This window comes from Pelagicoccus sp. SDUM812003 (assembly GCF_031127815.1).
Taxonomy (GTDB): domain Bacteria; phylum Verrucomicrobiota; class Verrucomicrobiia; order Opitutales; family Opitutaceae; genus Pelagicoccus.
Genome location: NZ_JARXHY010000005.1, coordinates 240,558 through 263,932 on the forward strand (window position 1 = coordinate 240,558; position 23,375 = coordinate 263,932).

20 protein-coding genes are annotated in these 23,375 nt (G+C 59.1%); 9 read left to right on the top strand and 11 right to left on the bottom strand.

Annotation, left to right across the window (positions count from 1 at the left end):
• The first annotated feature begins 181 nt into the window (after nucleotides 1-181).
• A complete protein-coding gene (typA, locus tag QEH54_RS09400; RefSeq protein WP_309018410.1) occupies nucleotides 182-1,990 on the top strand; it encodes a translational GTPase TypA in 1,809 nt (602 codons plus the stop codon).
• A gap of 335 nt (nucleotides 1,991-2,325) precedes the next feature.
• Here the strand turns inward: typA and QEH54_RS09405 are convergent, their stop codons facing one another.
• Complete coding sequence (locus QEH54_RS09405; RefSeq protein WP_309018411.1) at nucleotides 2,326-3,315, bottom strand: NAD-dependent epimerase/dehydratase family protein; 990 nt, start codon at nucleotides 3,313-3,315, stop codon at nucleotides 2,326-2,328.
• Nucleotides 3,316-3,446: 131 nt separating this feature from the next.
• Here QEH54_RS09405 and QEH54_RS09410 point away from each other — a divergent pair, with 131 nt between their 5' ends.
• Complete coding sequence (locus tag QEH54_RS09410) at nucleotides 3,447-4,310, top strand: peptidylprolyl isomerase (protein ID WP_309018412.1); 864 nt, start codon at nucleotides 3,447-3,449, stop codon at nucleotides 4,308-4,310.
• 142 nt (nucleotides 4,311-4,452) lie between these two features.
• Here QEH54_RS09410 and mutL read toward each other — a convergent pair whose 3' ends face one another.
• The 7 genes from mutL to QEH54_RS09445 form a co-directional block, all read right to left on the bottom strand.
• Nucleotides 4,453-6,324, bottom strand: coding sequence for a DNA mismatch repair endonuclease MutL (gene mutL, locus QEH54_RS09415; protein WP_309018413.1), 1,872 nt, complete (start codon nucleotides 6,322-6,324; stop codon nucleotides 4,453-4,455).
• A 54-nt stretch (nucleotides 6,325-6,378) separates the two neighbouring features.
• A complete protein-coding gene (argH, locus tag QEH54_RS09420) occupies nucleotides 6,379-7,779 on the bottom strand; it encodes an argininosuccinate lyase (protein ID WP_309018414.1) in 1,401 nt (466 codons plus the stop codon).
• Between the two features lie 69 nt (nucleotides 7,780-7,848).
• On the bottom strand, nucleotides 7,849-8,292 hold the full coding sequence (locus QEH54_RS09425) for a biopolymer transporter ExbD (RefSeq protein WP_309018415.1): 444 nt from the start codon (nucleotides 8,290-8,292) through the stop codon (nucleotides 7,849-7,851).
• A gap of 8 nt (nucleotides 8,293-8,300) precedes the next feature.
• Entirely contained in the window at nucleotides 8,301-8,726 is a 426-nt protein-coding gene (locus tag QEH54_RS09430; RefSeq protein ID WP_309018416.1) for a biopolymer transporter ExbD, read from the bottom strand.
• 9 nt (nucleotides 8,727-8,735) lie between these two features.
• Nucleotides 8,736-9,428, bottom strand: coding sequence for an SDR family oxidoreductase (locus QEH54_RS09435; RefSeq protein WP_309018417.1), 693 nt, complete (start codon nucleotides 9,426-9,428; stop codon nucleotides 8,736-8,738).
• A gap of 70 nt (nucleotides 9,429-9,498) precedes the next feature.
• Nucleotides 9,499-10,530: a DUF1080 domain-containing protein gene (locus tag QEH54_RS09440; protein ID WP_309018418.1), complete on the bottom strand. Its 1,032-nt coding sequence runs from the start codon at nucleotides 10,528-10,530 to the stop codon at nucleotides 9,499-9,501.
• A gap of 103 nt (nucleotides 10,531-10,633) precedes the next feature.
• Nucleotides 10,634-11,656: an SDR family oxidoreductase gene (locus QEH54_RS09445; protein ID WP_309018419.1), complete on the bottom strand. Its 1,023-nt coding sequence runs from the start codon at nucleotides 11,654-11,656 to the stop codon at nucleotides 10,634-10,636.
• A 113-nt stretch (nucleotides 11,657-11,769) separates the two neighbouring features.
• On the opposite strand from QEH54_RS09445, the gene QEH54_RS09450 reads away from it, so the two are divergent.
• The gene (locus QEH54_RS09450) at nucleotides 11,770-12,195 is read left to right on the top strand and encodes a thioesterase family protein (protein ID WP_309018420.1); all 426 of its coding nucleotides are present in this window, start codon (nucleotides 11,770-11,772) and stop codon (nucleotides 12,193-12,195) included.
• A gap of 121 nt (nucleotides 12,196-12,316) precedes the next feature.
• On the opposite strand, the gene QEH54_RS09455 is transcribed toward QEH54_RS09450, so the two are convergent.
• The 3 genes from QEH54_RS09455 to QEH54_RS09465 all read right to left on the bottom strand — a co-directional run bounded on the left by QEH54_RS09455 (nucleotide 12,317) and on the right by QEH54_RS09465 (nucleotide 16,195).
• On the bottom strand, nucleotides 12,317-14,293 hold the full coding sequence (locus QEH54_RS09455) for a sodium/solute symporter (RefSeq protein ID WP_309018421.1): 1,977 nt from the start codon (nucleotides 14,291-14,293) through the stop codon (nucleotides 12,317-12,319).
• Between the two features lie 152 nt (nucleotides 14,294-14,445).
• Nucleotides 14,446-14,979, bottom strand: a complete 534-nt coding sequence (locus QEH54_RS09460) for a pyridoxamine 5'-phosphate oxidase family protein (protein ID WP_309018422.1) — start codon at nucleotides 14,977-14,979, stop codon at nucleotides 14,446-14,448.
• 13 nt (nucleotides 14,980-14,992) lie between these two features.
• The gene (locus QEH54_RS09465; RefSeq protein WP_309018423.1) at nucleotides 14,993-16,195 is read right to left on the bottom strand and encodes a hypothetical protein; all 1,203 of its coding nucleotides are present in this window, start codon (nucleotides 16,193-16,195) and stop codon (nucleotides 14,993-14,995) included.
• Nucleotides 16,196-16,355: 160 nt separating this feature from the next.
• Between QEH54_RS09465 and QEH54_RS09470 the strand changes: the two genes are divergently transcribed.
• The 6 genes from QEH54_RS09470 (at nucleotide 16,356) to QEH54_RS09495 (ending at nucleotide 23,319) form a co-directional block, all read left to right on the top strand.
• On the top strand, nucleotides 16,356-17,078 hold the full coding sequence (locus QEH54_RS09470; protein WP_309018424.1) for a GDSL-type esterase/lipase family protein: 723 nt from the start codon (nucleotides 16,356-16,358) through the stop codon (nucleotides 17,076-17,078).
• 51 nt (nucleotides 17,079-17,129) lie between these two features.
• Nucleotides 17,130-18,707, top strand: a complete 1,578-nt coding sequence (locus QEH54_RS09475; RefSeq protein ID WP_309018425.1) for a glycoside hydrolase family 43 protein — start codon at nucleotides 17,130-17,132, stop codon at nucleotides 18,705-18,707.
• Between the two features lie 57 nt (nucleotides 18,708-18,764).
• Nucleotides 18,765-19,538 carry a GDSL-type esterase/lipase family protein gene (locus tag QEH54_RS09480; protein ID WP_309018426.1) on the top strand — a complete coding sequence of 258 codons (774 nt, stop codon included), beginning with the start codon at nucleotides 18,765-18,767 and terminating at the stop codon, nucleotides 19,536-19,538.
• A gap of 258 nt (nucleotides 19,539-19,796) precedes the next feature.
• The gene (locus tag QEH54_RS09485) at nucleotides 19,797-21,281 is read left to right on the top strand and encodes a hypothetical protein (RefSeq protein WP_309018427.1); all 1,485 of its coding nucleotides are present in this window, start codon (nucleotides 19,797-19,799) and stop codon (nucleotides 21,279-21,281) included.
• Nucleotides 21,282-21,352: 71 nt separating this feature from the next.
• Nucleotides 21,353-22,330: a GSCFA domain-containing protein gene (locus tag QEH54_RS09490; RefSeq protein WP_309018428.1), complete on the top strand. Its 978-nt coding sequence runs from the start codon at nucleotides 21,353-21,355 to the stop codon at nucleotides 22,328-22,330.
• Nucleotides 22,327-23,319: a hypothetical protein gene (locus QEH54_RS09495; protein WP_309018429.1), complete on the top strand. Its 993-nt coding sequence runs from the start codon at nucleotides 22,327-22,329 to the stop codon at nucleotides 23,317-23,319. Before QEH54_RS09490 ends, QEH54_RS09495 begins: the two co-directional genes overlap by 4 nt.
• The last annotated feature ends 56 nt before the right edge of the window (nucleotides 23,320-23,375 follow it).

The following is a 23,375-nucleotide window of genomic DNA, read 5'->3' on the forward strand; positions in this document are numbered from 1 at the left end:
CATCAAGACTATCCGAATTGCCCCGCGAATGGAATAGCCGCTTTTGACCTGGGCATGGACAAATTTGCTTCCGCGAGCTTTGCGCCATTATGTAGAAGAATGCCCCGATAGGCGCTATCCGCTCTTGCCAAACGAAGAAACTCGCTGCATTCGTTGCCGCTTTTGCCACCAAGGACCATCCATGAAACGCAACGACGACATTCGCAACATCGCCATCATCGCCCACGTCGACCACGGGAAAACCACGCTCGTCGACCGGCTCATGCAGGAAGGCGGAGTCTACCGCGAAAATCAAGCGGTGGCGGAGCGGGCCATGGACTCCATGGACTTGGAGCGCGAAAAAGGCATCACCATCAAGGCCAAGAACACTTCCGTGCACTGGCGTGGCAAGACCATCAATATCGTGGACACCCCGGGGCACGCCGACTTCGGCGGCGAAGTCGAGCGCGTGATGAAGATGGTGGACGGCGTGCTGCTACTGGTGGACGCCAAGGACGGACCGCAGGCTCAGACCCGTTTCGTGCTGCGCAAGGCCCTCAGCCACGGGCTCAAGCCCATCGTGGTCATCAACAAGCTGGACCGCGAACACGCCGACCCGCACCGCGTGCACGACCTGGTGCTGGAGCTCTTCCTCGCTCTCGACGCGGACGAGGACCAGTTCAACGCTCCCTTCATCTACGGCTCCGCCAAAAACGGGTTCGCGGTTCGCGATCTTGACGACGAGCGCAAGGACATGACTCCACTTTTCGAGACCATTCTCGAACACATTCCCGCCCCCGAAGCGGACACCGACGGCGAGTTCAAGATGCTGGTTTCCAACATCGACTGGGACGACTACGTAGGCCGCGTGGCCATCGGCAAGATCCTCAGCGGCAAGGTCGCGAAAGGCAACACCATCTACCGCGTGAAGGAAGACGGCTCCCGCGAGCGCATCAAGGTCACCAAGGTGTTCGAATACAGCGGCATGGCCTCCAGCGAGTCCATCGAGGGCTTCGCCGGCACGATCGTGGGCGTGGCGGGATTCGAGGAAGTGGATATCGGCGAAACGCTCTGCAAGACCGAATCCCAGGAGCCCCTTCCCTTCATGGAGATCGACCCGCCGACCATCATGATGCAATTCGCGGTCAACGATGGTCCATTGGCAGGCCGCGACGGCAAGCTTGTCACTTCCCGCCAGATTCGCGAGCGCCTGATGCGCGAGATGAAGACCAATATCTCCATCCTGGTGGAAGACGGCGAGACCAGCGGCGTGTTCAACGTTTCCGCCCGCGGCGCCATGCAGATCGCGGTGCTAGTCGAAACCATGCGCCGCGAAGGCTACGAAGTGCTGGTTTCCCGCCCCACCGTCATCACCAAGAAGGTCGACGACGTGACTTGCGAGCCGTTCGAAACCCTCTGGATCGAGCTGCCGGAAGACTGCATGGGCGGCATCATGGAAAACCTCAACAACCGCCGCGGCATCATGACCAACATGGAGACCCGCAACGGCATCGTCTTCATCGAGATGGAAATCCCCACCCGAGGCATCATCGGTTTCGAAATCGACCTGGTGAACGCCACCAGCGGACACGGCATCATGTCGCATCTTTTCCTCGAGTACCGCCCCATGGTTGGCGAAATCGTCACCCGCAAGACCGGCACCCTCGTCTCCATGGACAACGGAAAAACCACCGCCTACTCGCTGGCGGCCCTGGAAGACCGCGGCAAGCTCTTCGTCGGCGCCGGGGCCGAAGTCTACGAAGGCATGATCGTGGGCGAAAACCCGCGCCAGGGCGAGATCCCGGTCAATCCGACCAAGGCCAAGCAGCTGACCAACTTCCGCTCGCAAGGCGAAGGAAAGGGCATCCAGCTCAGCCCGCCGATCCAGTTTTCGCTGGAACGCTCCATCGAATACATCGCTAACGACGAATTCGTGGAAGCGACGCCCAGCCACATCCGGCTGCGCAAGCGCATCCTCAACGCCACCCTGCGCAAGCGGGCAGCGCGCTAGAGTAGCGCAAGGCAGATTAGCTACATAGCTGCGTTCGAGAGCGACGCCGTCAGGGAAGGCGCGTCTCCATCGATTTCCATAGCGGCGTTGTCTTCGAGTGTCGTCGAGCACTCGCTCCTCGGTACTGCGAAACGCGCTCAATCCTCTGCGGCTGGGCAGGCGAGCGTCTCGCTCGACTTCGCTAACGGGAGATTTGGCGGGTCGGCGCCCCGCCCTACAGAAGGCGATTTAGCAGGTCGGCGCCTCATCCTACAGATGGCGATTTGGCGGGTCGGCGCCCCGCCCTACAGAAGTCCAAGAATCTGTAGGTCGCCGCGTCGAGGCGACATCCTACCCTAGCGGATCTCCTTGGCGATCAGGGAGTCCTCGGCGGAGTAGTTGAAGGTTTTTCCGGCATATTCCGGCGGCGGATTCTTGCGGTACCATTCCACTGATTCGGCGAGCCCGTCGTAGTAGTCGCCTACTTCCTTGTATTCGAGCTCGCTGCGAATGAGGTGGGAATCGATCTCCAGGTCCTGAGCGAAATCGCCAGGCGTTTTCATGTAGTCGGGCAACTCCTCGTCGGAAACCACACCAACGCGCCCTTCCCAGCCAAACACGGTGCCGAGGTGCTCGATGCGCTCCAACATGGTGGGCGTTTTCAGCTCCGCCACATTGTAGATCCGCTTCTTGTCGCTTACGCTGGCGGCCGCCAAGGCCACCGCTCGGGCCGCGTCCTTCACGAAAAGATGACTCCATTTCCAGTTGGCCTGGCAGGCCCCTACGATGACGTGCGGCCGCTCGTCGATCATGCGAACCAACATCGGGTAGAAGCGGCGTCGAAAGTCGTTTGGCCCATAGAGCGGCGCCAACCGCAGGATGGTGCTGGGAATGCGACAGTTTTTGATGATCTTTTCCACCGCCAGCTTGTCGCCGGAGTCTTCCTCCTTCAAGGGCGCCGTGCGCAGCGGAGAGCTTTCGTCGATCGGCACCGCCACCGAAGGTCCGGGCTCGGTTTCCCGCAGTCGGGCGTGAGCGAGATAGACGTTGGTATTGCTGGTGACGACGATCTGCGAAACCACGCCATCAAAGGTCTCCACGAAGGCACGAGCCTCGTCGGCGTTGTTGGCGGAAAGATGAATCGCCACGTCCGGTTCGAACTCGACGCACTCTTCCCGATAGAAACCCAAGGAGGCCTTGTCGCCCATGATATGCGTCACATTCGGCGCCACACCAGCGGGAGGAGGATTGTTATCGAGGAAAGCGACCTCGTGCTTGGCGTACACGAGCTCTTCGACGACTTTGGGACCGAGGAATTGTCCACTACCGATTATCAGGCACTTCATTCGCGGGGTGTCACTGTTGGAGTAATGCTTTGGTAAAGTGCAGCGGGGGGCACGCTATCGCAACTTCATATTTCCCCTTATCGACCAGCTTTCTCGTTGAATAAGGCCCCGACCCGATTATCTCCCACCAAATGGCGAAATTCCCCAAATCAATCTCCCTCATCATCTTGTCGAGCGCCTTGCTCGCTCTCCTCTCCGGCTGCGCCAAGAAGGAAACCCAGCTGCATGCCACCATCGAAACCAGCATGGGCGACATCGTGGTAAAGCTGCTCGACCAGCAGGCCCCAAAGACCGTGGCCAACTTCGTAGGCCTGGCGGACGGCACGCGATTGCTGGAGGATGGACAGCCGGTTTCCGAAGCGGAGCCCTTCTACGACGGACTGATCTTCCACCGCGTCATACCCGACTTCATGATCCAAGGCGGTTGTCCGCAGGGAAACGGCATGGGCGGCCCGGGATACACCTTCGAGGATGAGACCTATACCGAAGGCGAGCCCATCACCGGCCCCATCCCCGACATCGACACCGCGGAATACGTTTTCGAACAACTCGTGGTGCCGCACCTGCGTCAGCATCAGGGCAACAGCCCCATACCGGAAATCGCCGAGCTGTTTGGAAAACTCCGTGAAGCCCAGTCTTTCGAGCCGATGGTCGGGATGGAAATGGCGGACATCGCCAAGCCGCTCGGCTTCGAGGGCGAGCTCAAGACCCGAGGCGAGCTCATCGACAGCGTGCGCTACGGCACCCTTTGCATGGCCAACGCCGGTCCCAATACCAACGGCTCCCAGTTCTTCATCGTGACCAAGGAAGGCGGCGCCCCGTGGCTCGACGGCAAACACACCGTATTTGGCGAGGTCATCTCCGGCATGGACGTGGCTCTGGCCATCCAAAACGTGGAGCGCGGTCCCCAGGACAAGCCGCTGGAAGACGTGGTCATCAAGAGCATCAGCGTGGAAACGGTCAAAGTGAAGGTCGAGGAGCCCGAGAAGGAATAGGATCTCACCCAGGTTCGCCGCCTCAACGCGGCGACCTACAGATTTCCCCCAAACGCCGCCTCAGCGCGGCGTTCTACCCCCCTGTAGACCGGGGCGTCGACCCGGCCAATCCATCGTCAAGCCCCACCCACACGCCTGCTCGCTAGAACAGCTCGTCTCCGCGGTTCCTGTTTCGTCGCTGAAAGCGGCGGTCGATTTCCCCTGCCCCGATCTCGATAAGCGACGGGCGTCCGTCGGGATCGGTCAGAGGTTTCTGGCAGGCGAAGAGCCGCTCCAGCAGCCGGTCGAGATCCTCAGAGCGCGGCTCCTCCCGCAGGCGACGCACCTTGGCCGCAGCCCGCTTGGCGATCAGATCCACCGCCACGCCTTCCTTATCCGGCGAAAGCGAGCCTTGACGCAGCATGGCGACCAGCTCCTTGAGAAACTCCTCCGCATCCTTCTCCTCCAGCCAGGTCGGCACGCCTTCGATACGAAAGAAATTTCGCCCGAAGGGAGCCACCTCGAAGCCGAGGCGCTCGAAGAAGGGCAAGGCCTCCTCCAAGGCTGCCGACGAAACGGGATCCAGCTCCACGGGCTGAGCCAAGAGCAATTTCTGGCAGTGAACCTTGTGGGTTTCGAAGTCCGTCAAGAGCCCTTCGTACAAGACGCGCTGCTGAGCGGCCTTCACGTTGAGTAGCACCACGCCAGAGCCAGTGTCAAAAACTGCGAATTCACCCTGAGCCCACCCCAAATAGCTCCAGTTTCTTTCCTGGCGCACGGATTCCGCTTCGCTCGGCGACTCGACTTTCCGGTCCTTTCCAAGCGACGGCTGGGGGGCCGCAGGCGGCTTGTTCCCTTCCGGAGCTTTCTTCGCTGGAGCGGGCGGGTCCGATTGAACTAGGCGACGGCGAGCGGGAGGTGGCGAAGACGACGCTTTTCGGGCTGGCGTTTCGGAGGAGGTCACGTCGCGCGCCTCGTCCAGCCTCTTCGGCAGTCGCGGCGCCGCCGGCTTGGTTTCGACCCTCGTGAAGTCTCCCAAGCTCTCGGTCTCGTCCTTGAGAGCGTTCAGTATGGTCCGCACCGCGAATCCGCGAGCTTTGGCCTCCTCGCGAAAACGGATTTCCTTTTTGGCCGGATGCACGTTCACATCGACCCGCTCCGGCGCGATCTCCAAAAACAGGAACGCCACGGGGTAGCGGCCTTTGGGAATGTGACCGTAGTAGGACTCCACCAAGGCGTAGCTTAACGTCTTGTTTTCCACCGGCCGATTGTTGACGAAAAACAGCATCTCGTGGCGACTGGAGCGTGAAAAGTTCGGCTTGCCGATCAGTCCGCGCAGCCGCATCCCATCCTCCTCCGCGTCGATCTCCAGCACCGAATTCGCGATCTGCCTGCCAAAGATCGCTCCCACCCGACTCTTGAGGCTGTCCCCTGCAGCGGATTCGAACAGGATCCTCCCATCGTCCAGCAAGGTGAATCCAACATTTGGATGCGCCAGCGCGTAGAGACGCACGCAATGAACGATGTGGGCAGCTTCGGTAGCCACGCTTTTCAAGAACTTTCGCCGAGCAGGAACAGTGTTGAAAAGCTTGCTGATCGACATGCGAGTCCCTTGCGGCATGCCGCAGTCACGGGTGTGCAGCATCCGCCCCCCATCGATCAGGATCTCCGTCCCTGCCTCGTTCTCCGCATCTCGCGTCTGCATCTGAAATCTGGATACGGACGCGATAGAGGGAAGAGCTTCGCCGCGAAACCCCATGGTGGTCAGGCAGTCGAGATCTTTCGCCAGGCGGATCTTGCTGGTGGCATGGCGCTCGAGGGACAGCAAGGCGTCCTCGCGGCTCATGCCGCAGCCGTTGTCTTCGATGCGCATCAAGCTGGTGCCGCCATTGCGAAACTCCACCTCGATGCGCGTAGCCCCTGCGTCGATACTGTTCTCCACCAGCTCCTTCACCACCGAAGCCGGGCGCTCGATCACCTCGCCCGCCGCGATCTGGTTGGCTACCTGATCTGGGAGTACCTGTACTTTAGCCATCTAAGCGAAAGCGTTTCTCTTGGGTAAAACGACGTGAGCGGGAGGAGCTCGGGCCTAGCCGAGACTCTTCTTCCACTTGGCAAGCTGCTTGCGGATCTGCTTGGGACCTGGCATGCCAGCGCCTTCGCGGGCTTTCATGGCGCGCTGCAGATCGAAGACCTCCATCCAGTCGTCGCCCATCTTCGGGTGCAAAGCCTTGGCTTGATCGTTGGGAATCTCGTTCAGCGGGCAATCCAGCTTCTCGCCCAAGGCCACCAGAGCGCCGACCACGTGATGCGCCTCGCGGAACGCCACTCCCTTGTTGACCAGATAGTCCGCGAGATCCGTAGCGAGTAGTGCCGGATCGGATACGGCAGCAGCGCACTTTGCCTCGCGAAACTCCATGCCCTCGACCGTGCCGGTGAGCACGTCCAGAGAGATGGAGAGCTGATCGAAGCTGTCGAAGACCTGCGGCTTGTCCTCCTGCAGGTCGCGATTGTAGGTCAGCGGCAAGCCCTTCACCATGACGAAGAGGCTTTGCTCGTTGCCGATGATGCGGCCAGACTTGCCGCGCAAGAGCTCCAGAGAGTCTGGATTCTTCTTCTGCGGCATCAGGCTGGAGCCCGTACAAAAGGCATCCGGGAGAGAGACGTAGGAAAACTCTGACGAATTCCAGATGATCACGTCTTCCGCCACGCGTGAGATGTGAGTGGCCGTCACCGAGCAGGCATGAGCGAAATCGAGAAACAGGTCGCGATCCGCCACCGCGTCCATGCTGTTTGGGGTCACCTGCGGCTTGCCGCGAGCGTCGACGAAGCCGAGGGCCTTGGCGGTGAACTCGCGATCGATAGGCAAGGTAGTGCCCGCGATGGCTCCGGATCCGAGCGGGCACCAGTTGGCATTCTCGTAGACGCGCACGAAACGCCCGATGTCGCGGCCGAACATTTCCACGTACGCCAGCAAGTGATGAGCGACTGATACCGGCTGAGCGCGTTGGAGATGCGTGTATCCAGGTATGAATACATCCTGATTCTTCTCGGCGATGGTCAGCAAGGCCCCGAGGAGCCGTTCCAGCTTAGCCACCATTTGGCCGCAGGCATCCTTGAAGAACAAGCGAACATCCGTAGCCACTTGATCATTACGACTGCGAGCGGTATGCATCTTCGCCGCGGCGGGAGTGATCTTGGTCAGCAGCTGCTCGATGTTCATATGAACGTCCTCGAACTCCGCCTTCCACTCGACCTCGCCCTTGGCGATCCTTTTCGCCAGAACCTCGAGTCCCTTGTGAATATCGCGCAGCTCCTTCTTGGTAAGCAGGCCGATGCTTTGCAGCATCGCGGTGTGAGCCTTGTTCACCTCGATATCGTAGGGAGCCAATCGCTTGTCGAACGACACGGATTCGCCGAAGGCCAGCATCAATTCCGCTGGCCCTTTCGAAAAACGTCCACCCCAAGTTGCTTGAGCTTTCTTCGCCATGCAGCACAGGCTTCGAATCGCTCCACGTTTAGCAACAGGAAAGTTTCGCTTAACTCGCCGTGCCCGAGCTCAGTCCGTGGCGAAGCTCACCGATTCCAGGCCCGCCATCGCGCAGGCGTCCAAAACCTTGACCACGCTCTGGTGCGGCGTCTGGTCCGCGGGAGCTAGCGTGACTTTCGCCTCCGCCCCTCCCAATTCGGAGGCTTCGCGAAAGCGACTCAGCATTTTCGCCAGCTCCCAATAGCGAGCTGCGTCGGCGCCGTCGTAGGGGTAGCCATTCACCCAGGCCCGCCCTTCGGCGTCGACCTCCACCACCTGATCGTCCGGAAAATCGATCGGTTCGCTTGCAGCCACTTTAGCCGGGAGAGCGAAGCCCACGTCCGCCTCCTGCCGCTGGATGCTGGAACTGACCATGAAATAGACCAGCAGGAGGAAAACCACATCGATCATGGGGGCGATAGGCAGCTCCCCGAGGCTGGCCCGTGTCCGTTTTCCTTTGATCGATACCGCCATCGCTCTGCTCACCCCTCTCCTTGATAGGTGGCGTAAAGGTAGTGTTCCACGCCCGCCTCCGCAGCCCGCTTCATGGCCGACTTGATGTGGAGAAACGGCGTGTCCTTGGCCGCCCGGATGCGCAGTTTCGCCGCAGGCGTCTCTTGGCGAAACCGAACCAGCAGCTGGTCCAGCTCCTCCTCGGCCAACGGTTTTCCGCCCAGGAAGTAGCGCCCTTGCGAATCGATGCTCAAGATGAAGCGATGCGAAAGGTCCTTCGGCACTTCGCTGCTGGGCGATTCCGGCAGATCGAGCTCGAGCTTGCTGCCGGCCTGCGACATGGCGCTAGCCGTCATGAAGAAGACCAGCAAGAGAAACACCATGTCGATCATGGGAGCCATGGAAACGCCGGCGATGCCTCGGGAGCGCTTACGATTTCGTATCCGGACCGCCATGACAATAGCCTACCAAGGCAGCGGCTCGCCGTTGTAGTCGATGAAACGTCCGCTGTCTTCAAGCGTCAGCTTCTCGAAGCTGGCCCGCAGGGAGCTGACCGACTCCTCGACATCCAGAGCGGCTTCCTGACCGCCCATGTCCGTCTTGACCCAACCGGGATTGAAAGCCACCACCGTGATCCCCTTCTCGCGAAATCGCGGAGCCATCTGGGCCACCACCATGTTCAGACCGGCTTTGCTCGCGGCGTAGGTCCCAGTGGGGCCGCCAAAGTCGATTCCCATGCCGAAAGAGCCGAGACCGGACGAGATGTTCACTACCTTCGCCCCTTTCGCTAGCAAGGAGGCGAAGGACTGCATGACCATGGCAGGTCCCACCACGTTGGTGCGCAGGGTGCGGGTGAAGGTTTCGCATCCCCATTCCCCTACTGGCTCCGGATATAGCACGCCTGCGTTGTTGATGAGCAGATCGATGGATACGCGACGCTCCTTCAGCAAGGATACCAAGGAAGCGATCGAAACCGGATCGGTCACGTCCAAGGCGGCGATATCCACCCCCTGATGGCTTTGCTTGAGGTGCAGAAGCGCGTTGGCGGCTTCGGGTTCGCGACAGGTGGCGATCACGTAATCTCCAGCTTCCACATACTGGCAAGCCAACTCCAGGCCAATGCCGCGATTGGCCCCGGTTACAAGAATGGTTCCCATGTCGCTCACGCTAGAAAACTTCGCCTCGGCATGAAAGCATTTTCTTGGGGACAACCCTCAACTAAGCGGCTCATTTGCCCGGTACCCAAAAATCCTTCCAGCCCAGCTCGGCCGCTTGAATGGACTCCAGGCGACGACGAAGCACTGACGGCTCCAACTCCTGCGATCCGCCTGAGCTAAAGACGATCTTCGCTCCCGCGGAGCTGGCGTTTCGCAGGGCCACGGTCGACGGGAGCGTGGTGTCATCCGTCACCAACAGCAGGAGCGGCGGAGCTTCGGCAAGATCCGCGTCGATCAGCGAAACTCCGTATTTGCGAGCTTGATACAGGCTGACTGGATTCAGTTCCACCCCGATATCGATCAATGGAATGTTATCGTTGGAGAAACGCGTTATCAGTTCATCGAGTTCCGAATCCTGCAGAGCTTGACCAGCGGAAGAGAGGTCGTCGGGCAGCAATCGAACCTCGATGGTTCGATAGCGGACCACGCTGCCGGGATCGTGAGCCTGCAAGGCGAACGTCCCCTCTCCCAGCAAACGCCGTTTCTTATCGTCCGGACGCCAGGGGCTTTCCGGCTCAGTGTATTCGCAAATCAGGGCGCCGTCGATGTAGGTCTGGATGGTTTTTCCCTGCACGCGTATGCGGTAGTCGAACCACTCCCCGTCGCGAGCGGGGCTTTGCCAGGTGTTTCGCACAGCGTAGATGCTGCCGGTCATCTTGTGCTCGATGTAATTGCTCGGTCCCTCCGGGTTGGAGTTCGCGACCTGGCACTCGTACCCGTCGGCAGGCCAGCCTGCGTCTTGAAACGTAGTGTGAATGTAGATACCGGAATTCGATCCCGGCTCGGTCATCACTTCCGCGCGCAGCTCGAAGTTCTTGAAATTCGCCTCCGCGACCTCCCCGGCGTAGAACAGGTGGGAGCGATTTCCGCGCGTGACGATCGCCCCCTCTTCGATCGCCCACGAGTCGGGGTTCTCATTGGCTTTCCAGCCAGCAAGGCTCGTCCCGTCGAATAGAGGGATCCATTTCGATTTTGGCTTGGCGATGAGCGAAGTCGATGCGGCGCACAGGCAAGCAAGCAGAAGCAAGGGGAGCGATTTCATGATTTGGGGCAGGTTAGGAAAAACGATGTCAACGGTCTACTCGGAGCGAGGCAATTGCAACCTCTCAAGGCGCTGGGACGGGAAGCGCCCAAAAAAACGCCGCCTATCGGCCAAACGCCGCCTTTGCCGCGGCAAGCCCGGCCGAATAAAGCTCGACAAGCCGATCATAGGTTTCGTTTGCCGCCTCGTCGATCTCACGCTTCGCAGGGTCCGCGTCGAAGGCTGCGATGGTCTGGCGAATGCCCTGCTCGAAGCGAGTGGTCGCCATGAAATCCGGCACAAAGCGTTTTATCTTGCTGTTGTCCATCACCACCGACGTGACCTTGTCGCCCAGCAGAGTGCCCTCCATCTCAGGCAAGCAGGCGATCAGGAAATCGCTCGCGATGTGCACTAGCTTGGGTTCGTCCACCCCAGCCGCTCGGGCCGTGGCGCGGTAGATTTGATCCCAGGTTAGCACCTCGTCCGAGGTGATGTGAAAGGCGTGCCCGATCGCGGAATCGTTTCCGAGCAGCCCCACCAACCCTTTGGCGAAATCGGTGTTGTGGGTGATGGTCCACAGCGACGTGCCATCGCCCGGCACAATCACCGGTTTTCCCTTTCGCATGCGATCGACCACCGTGTAGGATTTTTCCCAACTGTTGATCGCGAGCGGGATGACGGTGTCTCCAAATGTCAACGACGGTCGAACAATGCTCGCTGGAAAGCGTCGCTCGCGAACCGCCTTCATCAGCGCCTCCTCGCAAGCGATCTTGTTTCTCGAGTAGCTCCAAAACGGGTTGTCGAGAGGCGTCGACTCGGTCACACGAAAATCCCTCACCGGACGCTGGTAGGCGCTGGCAGAGGAAATGAAAACGTAGTGGCTCGTCCTGCCCGCCAACAAATCCATTCGTTGCGCCATCTGCGACGGCTCGAAACAGACGAAGTCCACAACCGCATCCCAACGCCGCCCCCTCAAACCCTGCTGCGCCGCCGATGGGTCGTTGACGTCGCACACGATTTGCTCAGCGCCTTCGATCTCGAAGCGACGCCCACGATTGAGAACGGCGACCTCGTGCCCCTTCGCCACCGCCAACTTAACGCACGCGGCGCTGATGATTCCCGTCCCTCCGATAAAAAGCGTTTTCATGTTGAGCAGGACGATAAACCAGTTTCGGTCGTTTAGAAACCTTCTCAAACGCTCGCCCTAATGAGAACGAAGACGCTTTACACGCAGGCGGCACCTTTTAGAACGATCATACTATGAATGCGGTCTTCCAGCAGACGATCCGAGTGGACGCCTCGCACATCGACGCCAACGGCCACGTGAACAACGTCACCTACCTGCAGTGGATGCAAGACGTGGCCCATGCCCATTCCATCGCGGTTGGATACGACGATGCCAAGCTGGAGCAGATGAACGCCACTTGGTTCATCCGCTCGCACTTCGTCAAATACCACCGTCCTGCGATGGAGGGAGATACGCTGATCGCCTACACCTGGCCCAGTCGGGCTCGCCATTTCAACGCCCTGCGCAAGTACAAGTTCGTGCGCCAATCCGATGGGGCCACTATCGCCAGCGGAGAATCGGATTGGGTCTATATCGACCGCGGCACCGGCCGGCCTCGAAAGATCGAGCAGGAGATGCTGGATCGTTTTCCAATGGTGCCAGCTGAACGTGAGCCCTAAGCTCGAAGTCAAGCGACCGGAACGGAACGTCCGCAACCTCGCTCTCTTTCTAAAAACGAAAAAGCGAGCCCCCGCAAGAGGCTCGCTTTGAAAGTCTAGGCTTCGGTTCGGATCGCCGTCCCTACCAGAACACCACGTAGAGACCGATGGTCGCTACCACGACCACGACGCCCCAGAACTTGGCGATCGGGGAGGTCTCGAGAGCGATCTCCTTGTTTTCCGGCATTTCGACGGGCTTTGCCATTGGGCTCACTTTGGTGAGGATGGCGCCGACGATCAGCACGATGAAGAAGCAGACCGCCATGCGGTCGAGGAAGGCCATGGAGTCTGAGTACCACCAGCCATTGGAGACCAGCCAGGGACCAAGGGCCCACTTGAACAGACCGTAGGCCACTACATTGGTGGCTATGCCCACGGCGCCGAAATAGCGCGGCGTGCGCGGCGAGAAGAAGCCAAAGATGAAGACCGCGAGAATGCCCGGCGAGATGAAGCCCTGAAACTCTTGGATGTAGGCGAAGATGCTTCCGAAATTATCGAGTTTCGGGGCGACCAGCCCTGCCAGTATCACGAATACGACTACGAAGAACCGTCCGACCTTCACCAGCTTCGACGGATCCTTCTGTCCGGAGAACTTGGCATAGAGGTCCATCGTCGCGATGGTCGAAGCGGAGTTGAGCATGGACGCCAGCGAGCTGATCACCGCTCCACAGAGAGCCGCCAGCACGAACCAGGAGATCCATGGATACGGGCGAATCAGATTGCGTACCAAGACCGGAAAGGCGGAGTCGTAGTCGTAGCCAACGAGCTTGTTCGCCACGGTGACGCTGCTGTCCTTTTTCGTCGCGGCAATCGCGAGCTCGTTAATTTTGCTCGCGAGTTCATCCGGAGGTAGCGAGCTGAAATCGACATCAGACGCCCCTGCCAATGTGAGGTTCTTGGCAGCGGCCTTCATGGCGAGATCCGGCTGGAGTTCCACAAACGCTTCATCCACCTCGAAAACCACGCTCGCTTCCGCCGACGAAAACGTTCTCAGATTTCGCTCCGCAGCCGACTCGTGCAAGTCGCCGCTAAACAAGTTGAAAGCGAGTATCCCCGGAATCACTACAACGAAGGGAATGATCAGTTTCAAGAAGGCCGCAAACACGATTCCCTTTTGCCCTTCCGCCAAAGACTTGGAGCCGAGGGTTCGTTGAACGATGTACTGGTTCAGTCCCCAGTAGAAAAAGTTCGGGATCCACAGGCCGATCAGCAATGCTGTCCATGGAATGTCGGAGTCCTCCTTGGGGCGAACCATGTGCACCTTGCCACCGGAGCCATTGGGACCGTTTTTCGCCACGGCCTCCCCGTCCACTCCATCGTTGAGCAACATGAAGCGCTCCCATGGACCGGCCGCTTCCAGATCTTGCACCGTCGCGTTGGAGTTCGCCACCTTGGTCGCGATCAGCTCCTCAGCAGGCGTTTCCGAGAGCACGCTGAAAGCGAAAAACGCGACGACCACGCCGCCCAAGACCAAGGCCACGCCCCAAATCAGGTCGGTCCAAGCGCAGGCCTTCAAACCGCCGATGAATACGTAGACCGCCGCGAAGATGGCGATCAGCCAGCACATGGCGGTGAGATTGCTGATCACCGGAACGTCGTTGTAGTATTCGGAAACGAACTTCGCACCGGAAAAGATGACCGACGAGGTGGTCACGAACACCAGGGTCACGATGGCCGGGATGGCCATGGCCATGCGAGCGACGCCGTCGAAGCGGTATTGGAGAAATTCGGGGATGGTGTAGAGACCCGCTTTTAGAAAACGAGGCAGGAACCAGAAGGCCACCACGATCAGGGTCAAGGCAGCCATCCATTCGTAGGAAGCGATGGCCATGCCCAACCAATTGGCCGATGAGCCGGACATGCCGACGAATTGTTCGGTGGAAATGTTCGCCGCGATCAGCGAAAAACCGACCAGCCACCATGTCAGCCCGCGTCCAGCGAGGAAATAGTCGCTAGCGCCTTTTTCGCCGCTGGTGTCTTCGTCCCGGCTTTTCCAAATGCCGAGTCCGATGACGCTCACGACTCCGACAATGAATAGAGTTACTTCAAGTGCAGCCATAGTAGAGGGTATCGATTGATAGGGATACGGGGTTCTTGTTGAGGGTAGGAATGAGAAAATGCAGCCTAAGGGGAAGCGATTTAACCTTAGACCGGGCGGCATACTCTCGCAAAGCTTGGGAGAGCTGAAGGAAATTTTTTGTAGAATTTAGGTCATTTCGACGAGTTTTTGCTTCGGTGCCCGCCGGCGCCCAAATAGGCGATCGTTTCCAATCGCTCTCCGCTCACTCGATAGGCCTTGCCAAAGCCGAGCACCAGTCGCCCTTCACTGGCGCGCAAGCGAAACAAATCGAAGTCCGACAGCTCCTTCAAATATCCCATCGTCTCGCCTCCTCGCCGCTGCAAACCTGCCGTTCCTTCCAGCCAAGCCTCGCTATCGCGTTCAACCAACGCGACATCGCAATCCACCGTGAGACGCTTGCGAGCGAAGAGATTTTCCGAAGCGGACTCGTCGTCGATCATGCTCAAGCTGGCCTTGCCGCTCCGCTTGAGGTGACCGTAGTGCTTGGCGATGGCGCTGACGAAGACATAGAAGCGTCGCTCCTCGTCGACGAAGACAGGGGCGTAGCTAGCGAGGGGCGAACCGCTGGAGGAAACCGTCGCCAACTGGCAGCACCGCACGCGCTGCAGCAAGGCTTCCATCTCTTTCGCCGCCCATTCGAATTCCTTTTCCTCGTCCGTATCCATAATATCCTTTCCGCTACTCGTCGACCAGACGGCAGGCGAACAACTCGCGCCCGACGCCTGTCACCGCGGCGCCGATGGCGAAGAGCTCTCCCCCATCCTTCAGTTTTAGCTTCTTGCGCATTTCCTCGGCGCTCATTCCGCTGTTGCGCGAGATCACATTGGCTTTTCGTTTGGGAAACAAAGCCTTGGCGGACTTCGGCTCCAGCGAGCCGCGTCCTATGATTTCAAATACACGACCGGGGAAACCGCGAAAAAGCTCGTAGGACCCGTAGAGGCGGGTCCGCGGATTCAGGGCGGCCAGCCCGATTCGCTCGGAGAGCGTCTTGAAGGCGCCGGCCTTCATGATCGCCGCGTTGGGCTCGTAAAGGTAGCGCTCAGGTCGGTCGAACTTCCCTTCCAACGCGCCCTCCTCCGCAAGCGTGAAGCTCAGCGTATCGATTTCCTCGAGACTCGGGCCGATATTCACGCAGTGGATACGAGCATCCCCGCTGAACCCTTCCTCCCCAATCAAAAGCAGCTCCTTGCAATCATTTTGCACCGCTACCACATGGACCTCGCAGACCGATGGCAGCTGCTCGAGGGCTCGCGAAATGTCCAAGCCTGGAGACGCCTTAATCATGACCCGACCGGACCGAGCCAGCAAATCGCTCCAGTACTCCAGCACGTTCGGCTCGCAATCCTCCAGCGCGGAGACCTTGAGACTACGCTGGTCGCGCCGGGCAGGGTCGAGATAGGTCAGATCGTAGCGAACGCTCGGGTCGCGAAACCGCTCCAATCCCGACTCCGGGCAAACCTGCAACGTGCTTTCCAATCCGAAGACGCTCGCGTTCCAGCGTACCAGCTCCGCCAGCTCGGCATCTCGTTCGAAATAGTCCAAACGCTCGAACCGCTCCGCCAAGAAACGAGCGTCCACTCCGAAACCGCCCGTCAAATCGCAGGCCGTTTTTCCAGCCTGCACGATGCTGGCCTTGTACCGAGCCGCGATTTCCGAAGAGCACTGCTCCAGAGAAAGACTGGGAGGAAAGGCCACGCGCGGCTCCGCCAGCCACGAAGGCAGTTTCTTGCCCATTCGCTGGCGGGCCTTGATCTGCTGGGCGGCGAACTTCGGGCAGACGCCATCGGGCAGATTCTTCATCAGCACGATTTCGCTCGGCGAGCGGCCAGCGTTTTCCACGACGAAGCGCTGAAGCGTTTCCGTGACGATCTCTTGCGACATCCCGGTCAGCATTCACGTCAGGACGAGCATGCCGAGCAAAAAGACTGGCTCCGAGCGGACGGTGGTCGAAAGTGTGAACGATCTCGCCACTCGGGATCTCAAGCAAAGGGTTGCCGTATTCGCTAATCGAACTAGCTTCCCGTTTTCAGACCTCCCAATTATGAAATCTCTCCCCCTTCTAACCCTCCTCGCCTGCTTGCTTCTGGCAGGTGACGTGTTCGCTCAACGCGCAGTGCAACCCATCCCCCGCGGCACCGAATTCGAATGGATGTCCATCGCGGAGTGGTACCGCCGCCACGCCGACGACGTCGAAGCCGCCAAAAAAGGCGAAGCGGCCATCGTCTTCGCGGGTGACTCCATCACCCAAGGCTGGGAATGGGCTCCCGCGTGGGAACGCGACTTCGCCCCTCTGCAACCCGTCAACATAGGGATCGGAGGCGACAAGACTGAGAACCTGCTCTGGCGCCTGCAAAATGGAGCCACCGGATCGCTGCGTCCCAAACTGGTCGTGCTGCTGATCGGCGTTAACAATTTTCTGCACAACGACGATTCCGCCCAAGAAGTTTTCGCCGGCGTGAAAGCCAACCTAGAGCAGCTTCGCACCTCCTTTCCCGAAGCCAGGATTCTGACGCTTGGCGTCTTCCCCTACGGACAGGAGCCCGGCACCAGAAATCGCGAGCGTGTCAAGGTTGTGAATACACTGATCGAAACCCTTGCCGACGACACCGTGACCATCCTCGATATTGGCGACGCCCTGCTCGAAGACGACGGCACCATCTCCAAGGAGATCATGGGGGACTTTCTTCATCCAACGCCGGAAGGCTACGAACGCATCAACGCCGCCATCCTGCCTACCATCAAAGCGCTGATCGAAGAGAACTAACGTAGCCACATCTCCCCTCCTAGATAACTCACCGCCTACCCTATACTGTAGATGATTCAAAACCCGATTCTCCCCGGATTCAATCCCGACCCATCCATCGTGCGCGTGGGCGAGGACTACTACATCGCCACCTCCACCTTCGAGTGGTTTCCCGGCGTGCAAATCCACCATTCGCGCGACCTGGCAAACTGGCAGCTGGTCGCCCGCCCGCTGGATCGTATCAGCCAACTGAATATGATCGGCAATCCCAATTCCGGCGGCATCTGGGCCCCTTGCCTCAGCCACTGCGACGGCACGTTCTATCTCATCTACACCGACGTGAAGCAGTGGGCGGACTCGCGCTACAAGATCACCCACAACTACCTGACCACCGCCCCGACTATCGAGGGCCCATGGTCCGAGCCCATCTACCTCGACTCCAGCGGCTTCGACGCTTCGCTCTTCCACGATGACGACGGACGCAAATGGTACCTGAGCATGATCTGGGACCATCGGGTGGGCAAAAACCAATTCGCCGGCACCTTGCTTCAGGAGTTCGACGAAACCACCGGCAAACTGGTCGGGCCACGCAAAAACATTTTCCGTGGTACCGAGCTCAAACTCACCGAAGGTCCGCATCTCTACAAAAAAGACGGCTGGTACTACCTGCTCGTCGCCGAAGGCGGCACCTGGTGGGAGCACGCCGTCACCATGGCCCGCTCCAAAACCATCGACGGCCCCTACGAGGTCGACCCCGAAAATCCCTTTCTGACCTCCCGCTACAACCTCGACGCCCCGCTGCAAAAAGCGGGTCACGCCTCGCTGGTGGAAACGCAATTTGGCACCTGGTACGCGGTTCATTTGTGCAGTCGCCCGCGCAAGGAACGCCGCTGCATGCTCGGCCGCGAGACCGCTATCCAGAAATTCGAGTGGAGCGACGATGGCTGGCCACGTCTCGTTCAAGGGGGACGCGTGCCCGCAACCGAGGTCGACAACTCCGAATTCGAGGGCATCTCCTCGCCCGCCATGGACCGCAGCACGCGCCGTATCGAATTCGACACGACGCAGCTCGATCCACACTTTCAAAGTCTGCGACGACCGGTGGACTCCAGCTGGCTGGACCTCGAAGCGCGGCCGGGCTGGCTGCGCCTATATGGGGAGGAGCCGACCACCTCCAATTTCCGTCAGAGCCTGATCGCTAGGCGTATCCAAAGCTTCACCACACGCGCCACGACCTGTCTGGACTTCCAACCGGACAGCTTCAAGCAGATGGCTGGACTCGTCGCCTACTACGATACCAAAAACCACTACTATCTTCGCGTATCCATGGACGAAGGACTGGGCCGCCACATCGGTATCATCCGCTCCGACTCCGGACAGGATGGAGAAATTCCAGAGTGCGAAACCTCCCTCCCCAACGAGGGATCCGTCTATCTCCGCGCGGAAATCAAAACCGACGATCTCCAATTCAGCTACTCCCTCGACGGCGAATCCTGGCAGGAAATCGGGCCGGTTCTCGACGCCAGCATCCTTTCGGACGACTATTTCACCCTTGGCTTCACCGGGGCGTTCGTTGGACTCTGCGCCCAGGACCTGACAGGAAGGCGCGCCCCCGCGGATTTCGATTTTTTCCACTACGAAGAAATATAGCAGACCCACGTACTTAGTTGCTTGCAGTCCCATGCCCGGCGAACAGCCTGCGTGGGCATGGCTGCTCGTCCTAAGCTTTGCCTAACCCTCCTCATTGCCCTGGCGATCGCCTTGGGTGGATCCTTGATAGGGAACTACTTTCTCTTCAACAAGGCCATCGACTTCTACACCCGCGAAGCGGCCATTCGCATCGACCCAATCGACCTGAAACGGTACGCTCAGGAAAACGCCGAAGTCAGCTCGCGAGAGAAACAGAAGCCGCGCATCATCGTATTCGGCGAATCGCGGGCGAACATGTGGAGAACCGCAATCCCCGAAAATTGGGGCGACGTGGAAATCATCAATCGCGGCATTGGCGGCGAAACGACCCCTCAGATCAAGGCCCGCCTGCGGTCGGACGTGCTCGCGCTCGATCCCGACCTCGTCATCATGCAAATGGGCGACAACGACCTAAAAGCCATGGCCATGATGCCGGAACGCAAATCCGAGATCGAGCAGCAGACCTATCAAAACATCCTGCAAATCGCCCGCGCCATCCGCAATTCGGGAGCGGAGGCGCTGATCACGACCATCTTTCCACCAGCCCCGATCGAGCTGCTCAGGACGCCGCTCTGGTCCGACGAGGTCAATCCCGCCATCGACGCCTTGAACGAGCGTCTCCTGGCGCTAGACGAGCCGGCCATCACCGTGGTGGATTGCGACGTTTTTCTCCGCCAAGGCGACTACATCAAGCCGGAGTTTGCCATCGACACGCTGCACATGAAACCGGTCGGCTACCAGGCCTTGAACGAGGGCCTGGAAGAGACCGTAAAAGGCCTGCTGGCGAAATAGTCCGCACCCGCCAAGCTGCAGCCGGCCGTCACTCGCGCTCAGCTCCATTCTGTAAAATCTGGCAAACGGCCTGAAAAGCGTCGGTTTCCTTAACAAGGAAACCCTCTAGTTTCAAAATGAACGGCACTACTCAACGGCTTATAAGCCGATCGGAATCAATAGCTTGCGGAGTGTAAAAAAACTGCTAAGGATAGTGGCGCATCTGATGCATTTCTACGGCCCGAGAACGCCAGTTCTCAGTGTGCTTAGAGAAATATCATGCGTACCGCATCCATCAGTCTCTCCCTCAACAAGCTGTTCAGCCTCGCGCTCATCGGTCTTTCGCTCGTGCCCGCCCTTCGCCTCGAGGCTCAGGTCAAGTACGAGCTGATCGTTCCCGACGTATACGGCAGCCTGCCGACTCAGACCCAAATCCGCGGCAACGAGATCAACGAGCAAGGACAGACCCTGCTCAATCGCCTCGCCACCTTCGCTATTTGGGAAAACGGCAGAACCACCGCAATCGTCGACGCTCGCAGCGATTTCCCCGCCACCCTGTCCCGCCTCACCGCTTCCTCCATCAACAGCTACACCCAGGTCGTAGGCTCGAAGACCTACCTGGTTCGCGGCGAAAGCGGCATGAACTACCAGACGTTCCCCTTCTACTGGGACTCCACCAATGGGCTGGTCGACCTCGAGGACATCGGCGACCATGACGAAAACGGCGCCGGCTACACCACACTCTACGGCATCAACGAAAAGGGAGCGTCCATCGGCGTCACCCGCAGCTACCTCGATGGCGCTCCCATCGCCACCCGCGGTTTCGTGTGGTCCTTCGAAACGGGCCGCGTAGATATTCAGCCGCTCGACACGGTGGGCTTCGCGTCCTGCACCACTCCGAGCGCCATCAACGATCAGGGCACAGTGGTAGGCATCTACAACCGCTACTTCAGCGACTCCCCTGACCACTACTACGAAAATGGCTTCATCCACAGCGAAGCCTTCGGCACCCATTCGCTCGACGAACTGGACGCCGCGTTCTTCTCCACCGCCAACCACACCGCTCGCGACGTCTCGAACGCGGGCCTCATCGTCGGAGAGCGCGGGCGCGAAGCCTACGTTTACAACATGAACACTGCCCAAGGAACCGTGATCCCGGGCTTCGATGGCGGTCGCGGTCAAACCCGAGCCTACGCGATCAACGAACAGGGCGTGGTCGCTGGCTACGGTGAGGTATTCGACCAAAAGGGCAAAATCGGCTACGCTCCCCTGCTCTGGACCGAGACGACCGGATCGATCGATTTAAGCGTCTTTCTCGCCAACCAGCCGAGCGAAGCGCTGCCGCAAGGTCTCGACCTTCTCGACTGCATCATCGCTCCCAAAAGCGTCAACCAGCAGGGACAGATTTCCGCTCAGCTCAGGGCGACCAGCGGCGACAGTTTCAGTCGCGAAGTAGTGCTCACGCCCACCTCCGCCTTCAAGTGGACCGAGATGCGGCGCGCCACCGAAGACGGCAAGCCCGGCATGCTGCTCTTCTACGACAAGGCCTCGCAGCAGGATACCATCCCAGCAGCCGCGATCGGACTCGAGCTGGAGTTCTTCTGCAGCGACGATATGAAAAGTTGGCAGCCACTGGACCTCGACGGAAGCGCTATTCGCTACGTCGAAAACGACAGCTCCATCGAGCTCTTCGTACCCTTCGAGACCTGCCTCTTCATCAAGACCGGCCTCAAAGCCTCGTCCGCCACCAACAGCGTCTTCTAGAACCGAACGAGCTCCGGATTGCGCTCGCATTGGCTCGCTCGCTCTCCTAGACAGCGGGTCACACTGGTGCCGTGAAATTCCGAACGATCGTCGACATTCCCCCCCACCCCAAGCCCATCGCCCTGTCCGAACAGGGTCTGGCCCTCGGTTCGTGCTTCGCCGAATCGATCGGACAGAAGCTCCAAGAGGCGCTCTTTCCCATTTGTATCAACCCACTGGGTACGCTCTACAATCCGATCAGCCTCGCTGGACTGGTGAAACGAGCCCTCGAGCAACGTCCGTTTCAGGAGCAAGAGTTCTTCCTCTATCAAGAGCTCTGGAGACACTTCTCCATTCACAGCAACTTGGCCCGCACATCGCGCGAAGCGGCGCTTTCCCTGGCCAACCGCCAACTTTCCGAGCTCGGCCAGCGCCTTGCAGACGCCTCGTATTTGATCCTCACCCTAGGTTCCGCTTGGGCCTACTGGCATCAATCAACCCAGCAATTCGTCGGGCACAACCACCGTCTTCCGCTTGAGGGTTTCGAAAAGCGTCTTCTCAGCGTGGAGGAGATCACCGGCGAGCTCGGGTCGATGCTGGCCCATCTCTCCACTGCGAATCCGCGCCTTCGAATCATCTGCAGCGTTAGTCCCGTCAAACACACGCGAGACGGATTGCGTCAGAACAACCTCAGCAAGTCCGCGCTGCTGCTCTCCCTACATAAACTGGAGATCTCGTATCCGAATATCTACTACTTTCCTGCCTACGAAATCCTTATCGACGAGCTGCGCGACTATCGGTTTTTCCGCGAAGACCTTGCCCACCCTTCCGATGCTGCGATCGACTACATCTGGGAACGCTTTATCCAATCGTCCGTAGACGAATCGACCCACTCCACAATCCAAGAAGCGCAAGCCATACGGGCCACGTTTTCCCACCGTACCCAACATCCAGATACGATCGCCCACGCTCGCAGCCTAAACGCACTGCGAAGCCGGATCGACCGCCTCGCGGCTGCAGGGATAGATGTCGACGCGCTGCGACAAGAATTGAAGCGTTTCGAAACATGAATCCCTTGCTGCCAGAGGCAATCGCGAAACTGATCGACTGGTCTCTCGCTCGCACCACTCGATTCCACCAGCTCCCTAGCGGACTGACATATATCAAACGCGAGGACGAGTTAAGCTCCGGCGTCACCGGCTCGAAGCTGCGCAAATACGCCAGCTTGCTTCCGTATCTAGATCGGAACGAAATCAGGACCGTTGGCCTGATCGGCGGCCCCAATTCCAACAACCTCGTAGGGATCCTTCAACTACTGAAGGAAAAAGGCGTCGAGCCGCTTTTGTTCCTTCGCGAAGCGGCGGATGCAAGGAAGCGTGGAAACGCCCTTTTCCTATCGATGCTAGCCCCGCCGAATTCGATCCGACGCATCCCGCGATCCGAGTGGCAGTCCGTGGAAACCGTGGCGCAAGAACTGTTGCCCAAGGAAGCGAGCTTCCTCATTCCAGAAGGGGCTCTATGCTTTGAGGCTCTGCCCGGTGCCATGAGCCTCGCCAGCGATCTGTTGCGCAACGAAGCCGAAGACGACACCTTCTTCGAGCGCATCTTCATCGACAGCGGGACGGGCATGAGCGCCATCGGCTTGCTGCTCGGATTGAGGCTGCTCGATCCACGCTGCCGACAAAGGGAAATCGTCATCACGCTCATCGCCGGCGAAGCAGAGAACTTCTTGGAACAACTGAGGCGATTCGAGCAGCGATTCGAAGGGAAGTTCTCACTGCCTCTGGGCGAGCGACCGAAATTCGTTTTTCTCGTTCCCCCAACTGCAGCCAAGTACGGCGCTACCAATGCCAGCGTATTGCAAGCCTGCCACCGCATCGCCCAAACGGAAGGCCTATTGATGGATCCGATCTATTCGGTGAAGCACTACCTCGCAGCGGAACAGTTCCTTCATGAGAACGATCAATCAACGCCTTCCCTTTTCATCTACAACGGAGGATCTCTAGGGATTTGCGGATTTCTGGACAGGCTATCGGACTCTTTGGACGGTGAGCAATAGGAGCTCCTCCAATCCAATGCCAATCTAGAGTATCAGGCAATCCCCTACAACCGGCA

Bases quoted from the DNA above. Each gene is read 5' to 3' on its own strand.
- QEH54_RS09450 (WP_309018420.1), top strand. From the start codon at position 11,770: ATGAATGCGGTCTTCCAGCAGACGATCCGAGTGGACGCCTCGCACATC.
- QEH54_RS09445 (WP_309018419.1), bottom strand. From the start codon at position 11,656: ATGAAAACGCTTTTTATCGGAGGGACGGGAATCATCAGCGCCGCGTGC.
- QEH54_RS09435 (WP_309018417.1), bottom strand. From the start codon at position 9,428: ATGGGAACCATTCTTGTAACCGGGGCCAATCGCGGCATTGGCCTGGAG.
- QEH54_RS09485 (WP_309018427.1), top strand. From the start codon at position 19,797: ATGCGTACCGCATCCATCAGTCTCTCCCTCAACAAGCTGTTCAGCCTC.
- QEH54_RS09405 (WP_309018411.1), bottom strand. From the start codon at position 3,315: ATGAAGTGCCTGATAATCGGTAGTGGACAATTCCTCGGTCCCAAAGTC.
- QEH54_RS09440 (WP_309018418.1), bottom strand. From the start codon at position 10,530: ATGAAATCGCTCCCCTTGCTTCTGCTTGCTTGCCTGTGCGCCGCATCG.
- typA (WP_309018410.1), top strand. From the start codon at position 182: ATGAAACGCAACGACGACATTCGCAACATCGCCATCATCGCCCACGTC.
- QEH54_RS09410 (WP_309018412.1), top strand. From the start codon at position 3,447: ATGGCGAAATTCCCCAAATCAATCTCCCTCATCATCTTGTCGAGCGCC.
- QEH54_RS09470 (WP_309018424.1), top strand. From the start codon at position 16,356: ATGAAATCTCTCCCCCTTCTAACCCTCCTCGCCTGCTTGCTTCTGGCA.
- QEH54_RS09455 (WP_309018421.1), bottom strand. From the start codon at position 14,293: ATGGCTGCACTTGAAGTAACTCTATTCATTGTCGGAGTCGTGAGCGTC.
- mutL (WP_309018413.1), bottom strand. From the start codon at position 6,324: ATGGCTAAAGTACAGGTACTCCCAGATCAGGTAGCCAACCAGATCGCG.
- QEH54_RS09495 (WP_309018429.1), top strand. From the start codon at position 22,327: ATGAATCCCTTGCTGCCAGAGGCAATCGCGAAACTGATCGACTGGTCT.
- QEH54_RS09465 (WP_309018423.1), bottom strand. From the start codon at position 16,195: ATGTCGCAAGAGATCGTCACGGAAACGCTTCAGCGCTTCGTCGTGGAA.
- argH (WP_309018414.1), bottom strand. From the start codon at position 7,779: ATGGCGAAGAAAGCTCAAGCAACTTGGGGTGGACGTTTTTCGAAAGGG.
- QEH54_RS09460 (WP_309018422.1), bottom strand. From the start codon at position 14,979: ATGGATACGGACGAGGAAAAGGAATTCGAATGGGCGGCGAAAGAGATG.
- QEH54_RS09430 (WP_309018416.1), bottom strand. From the start codon at position 8,726: ATGGCGGTCCGGATACGAAATCGTAAGCGCTCCCGAGGCATCGCCGGC.
- QEH54_RS09480 (WP_309018426.1), top strand. From the start codon at position 18,765: ATGGCTGCTCGTCCTAAGCTTTGCCTAACCCTCCTCATTGCCCTGGCG.
- QEH54_RS09475 (WP_309018425.1), top strand. From the start codon at position 17,130: ATGATTCAAAACCCGATTCTCCCCGGATTCAATCCCGACCCATCCATC.
- QEH54_RS09425 (WP_309018415.1), bottom strand. From the start codon at position 8,292: ATGGCGGTATCGATCAAAGGAAAACGGACACGGGCCAGCCTCGGGGAG.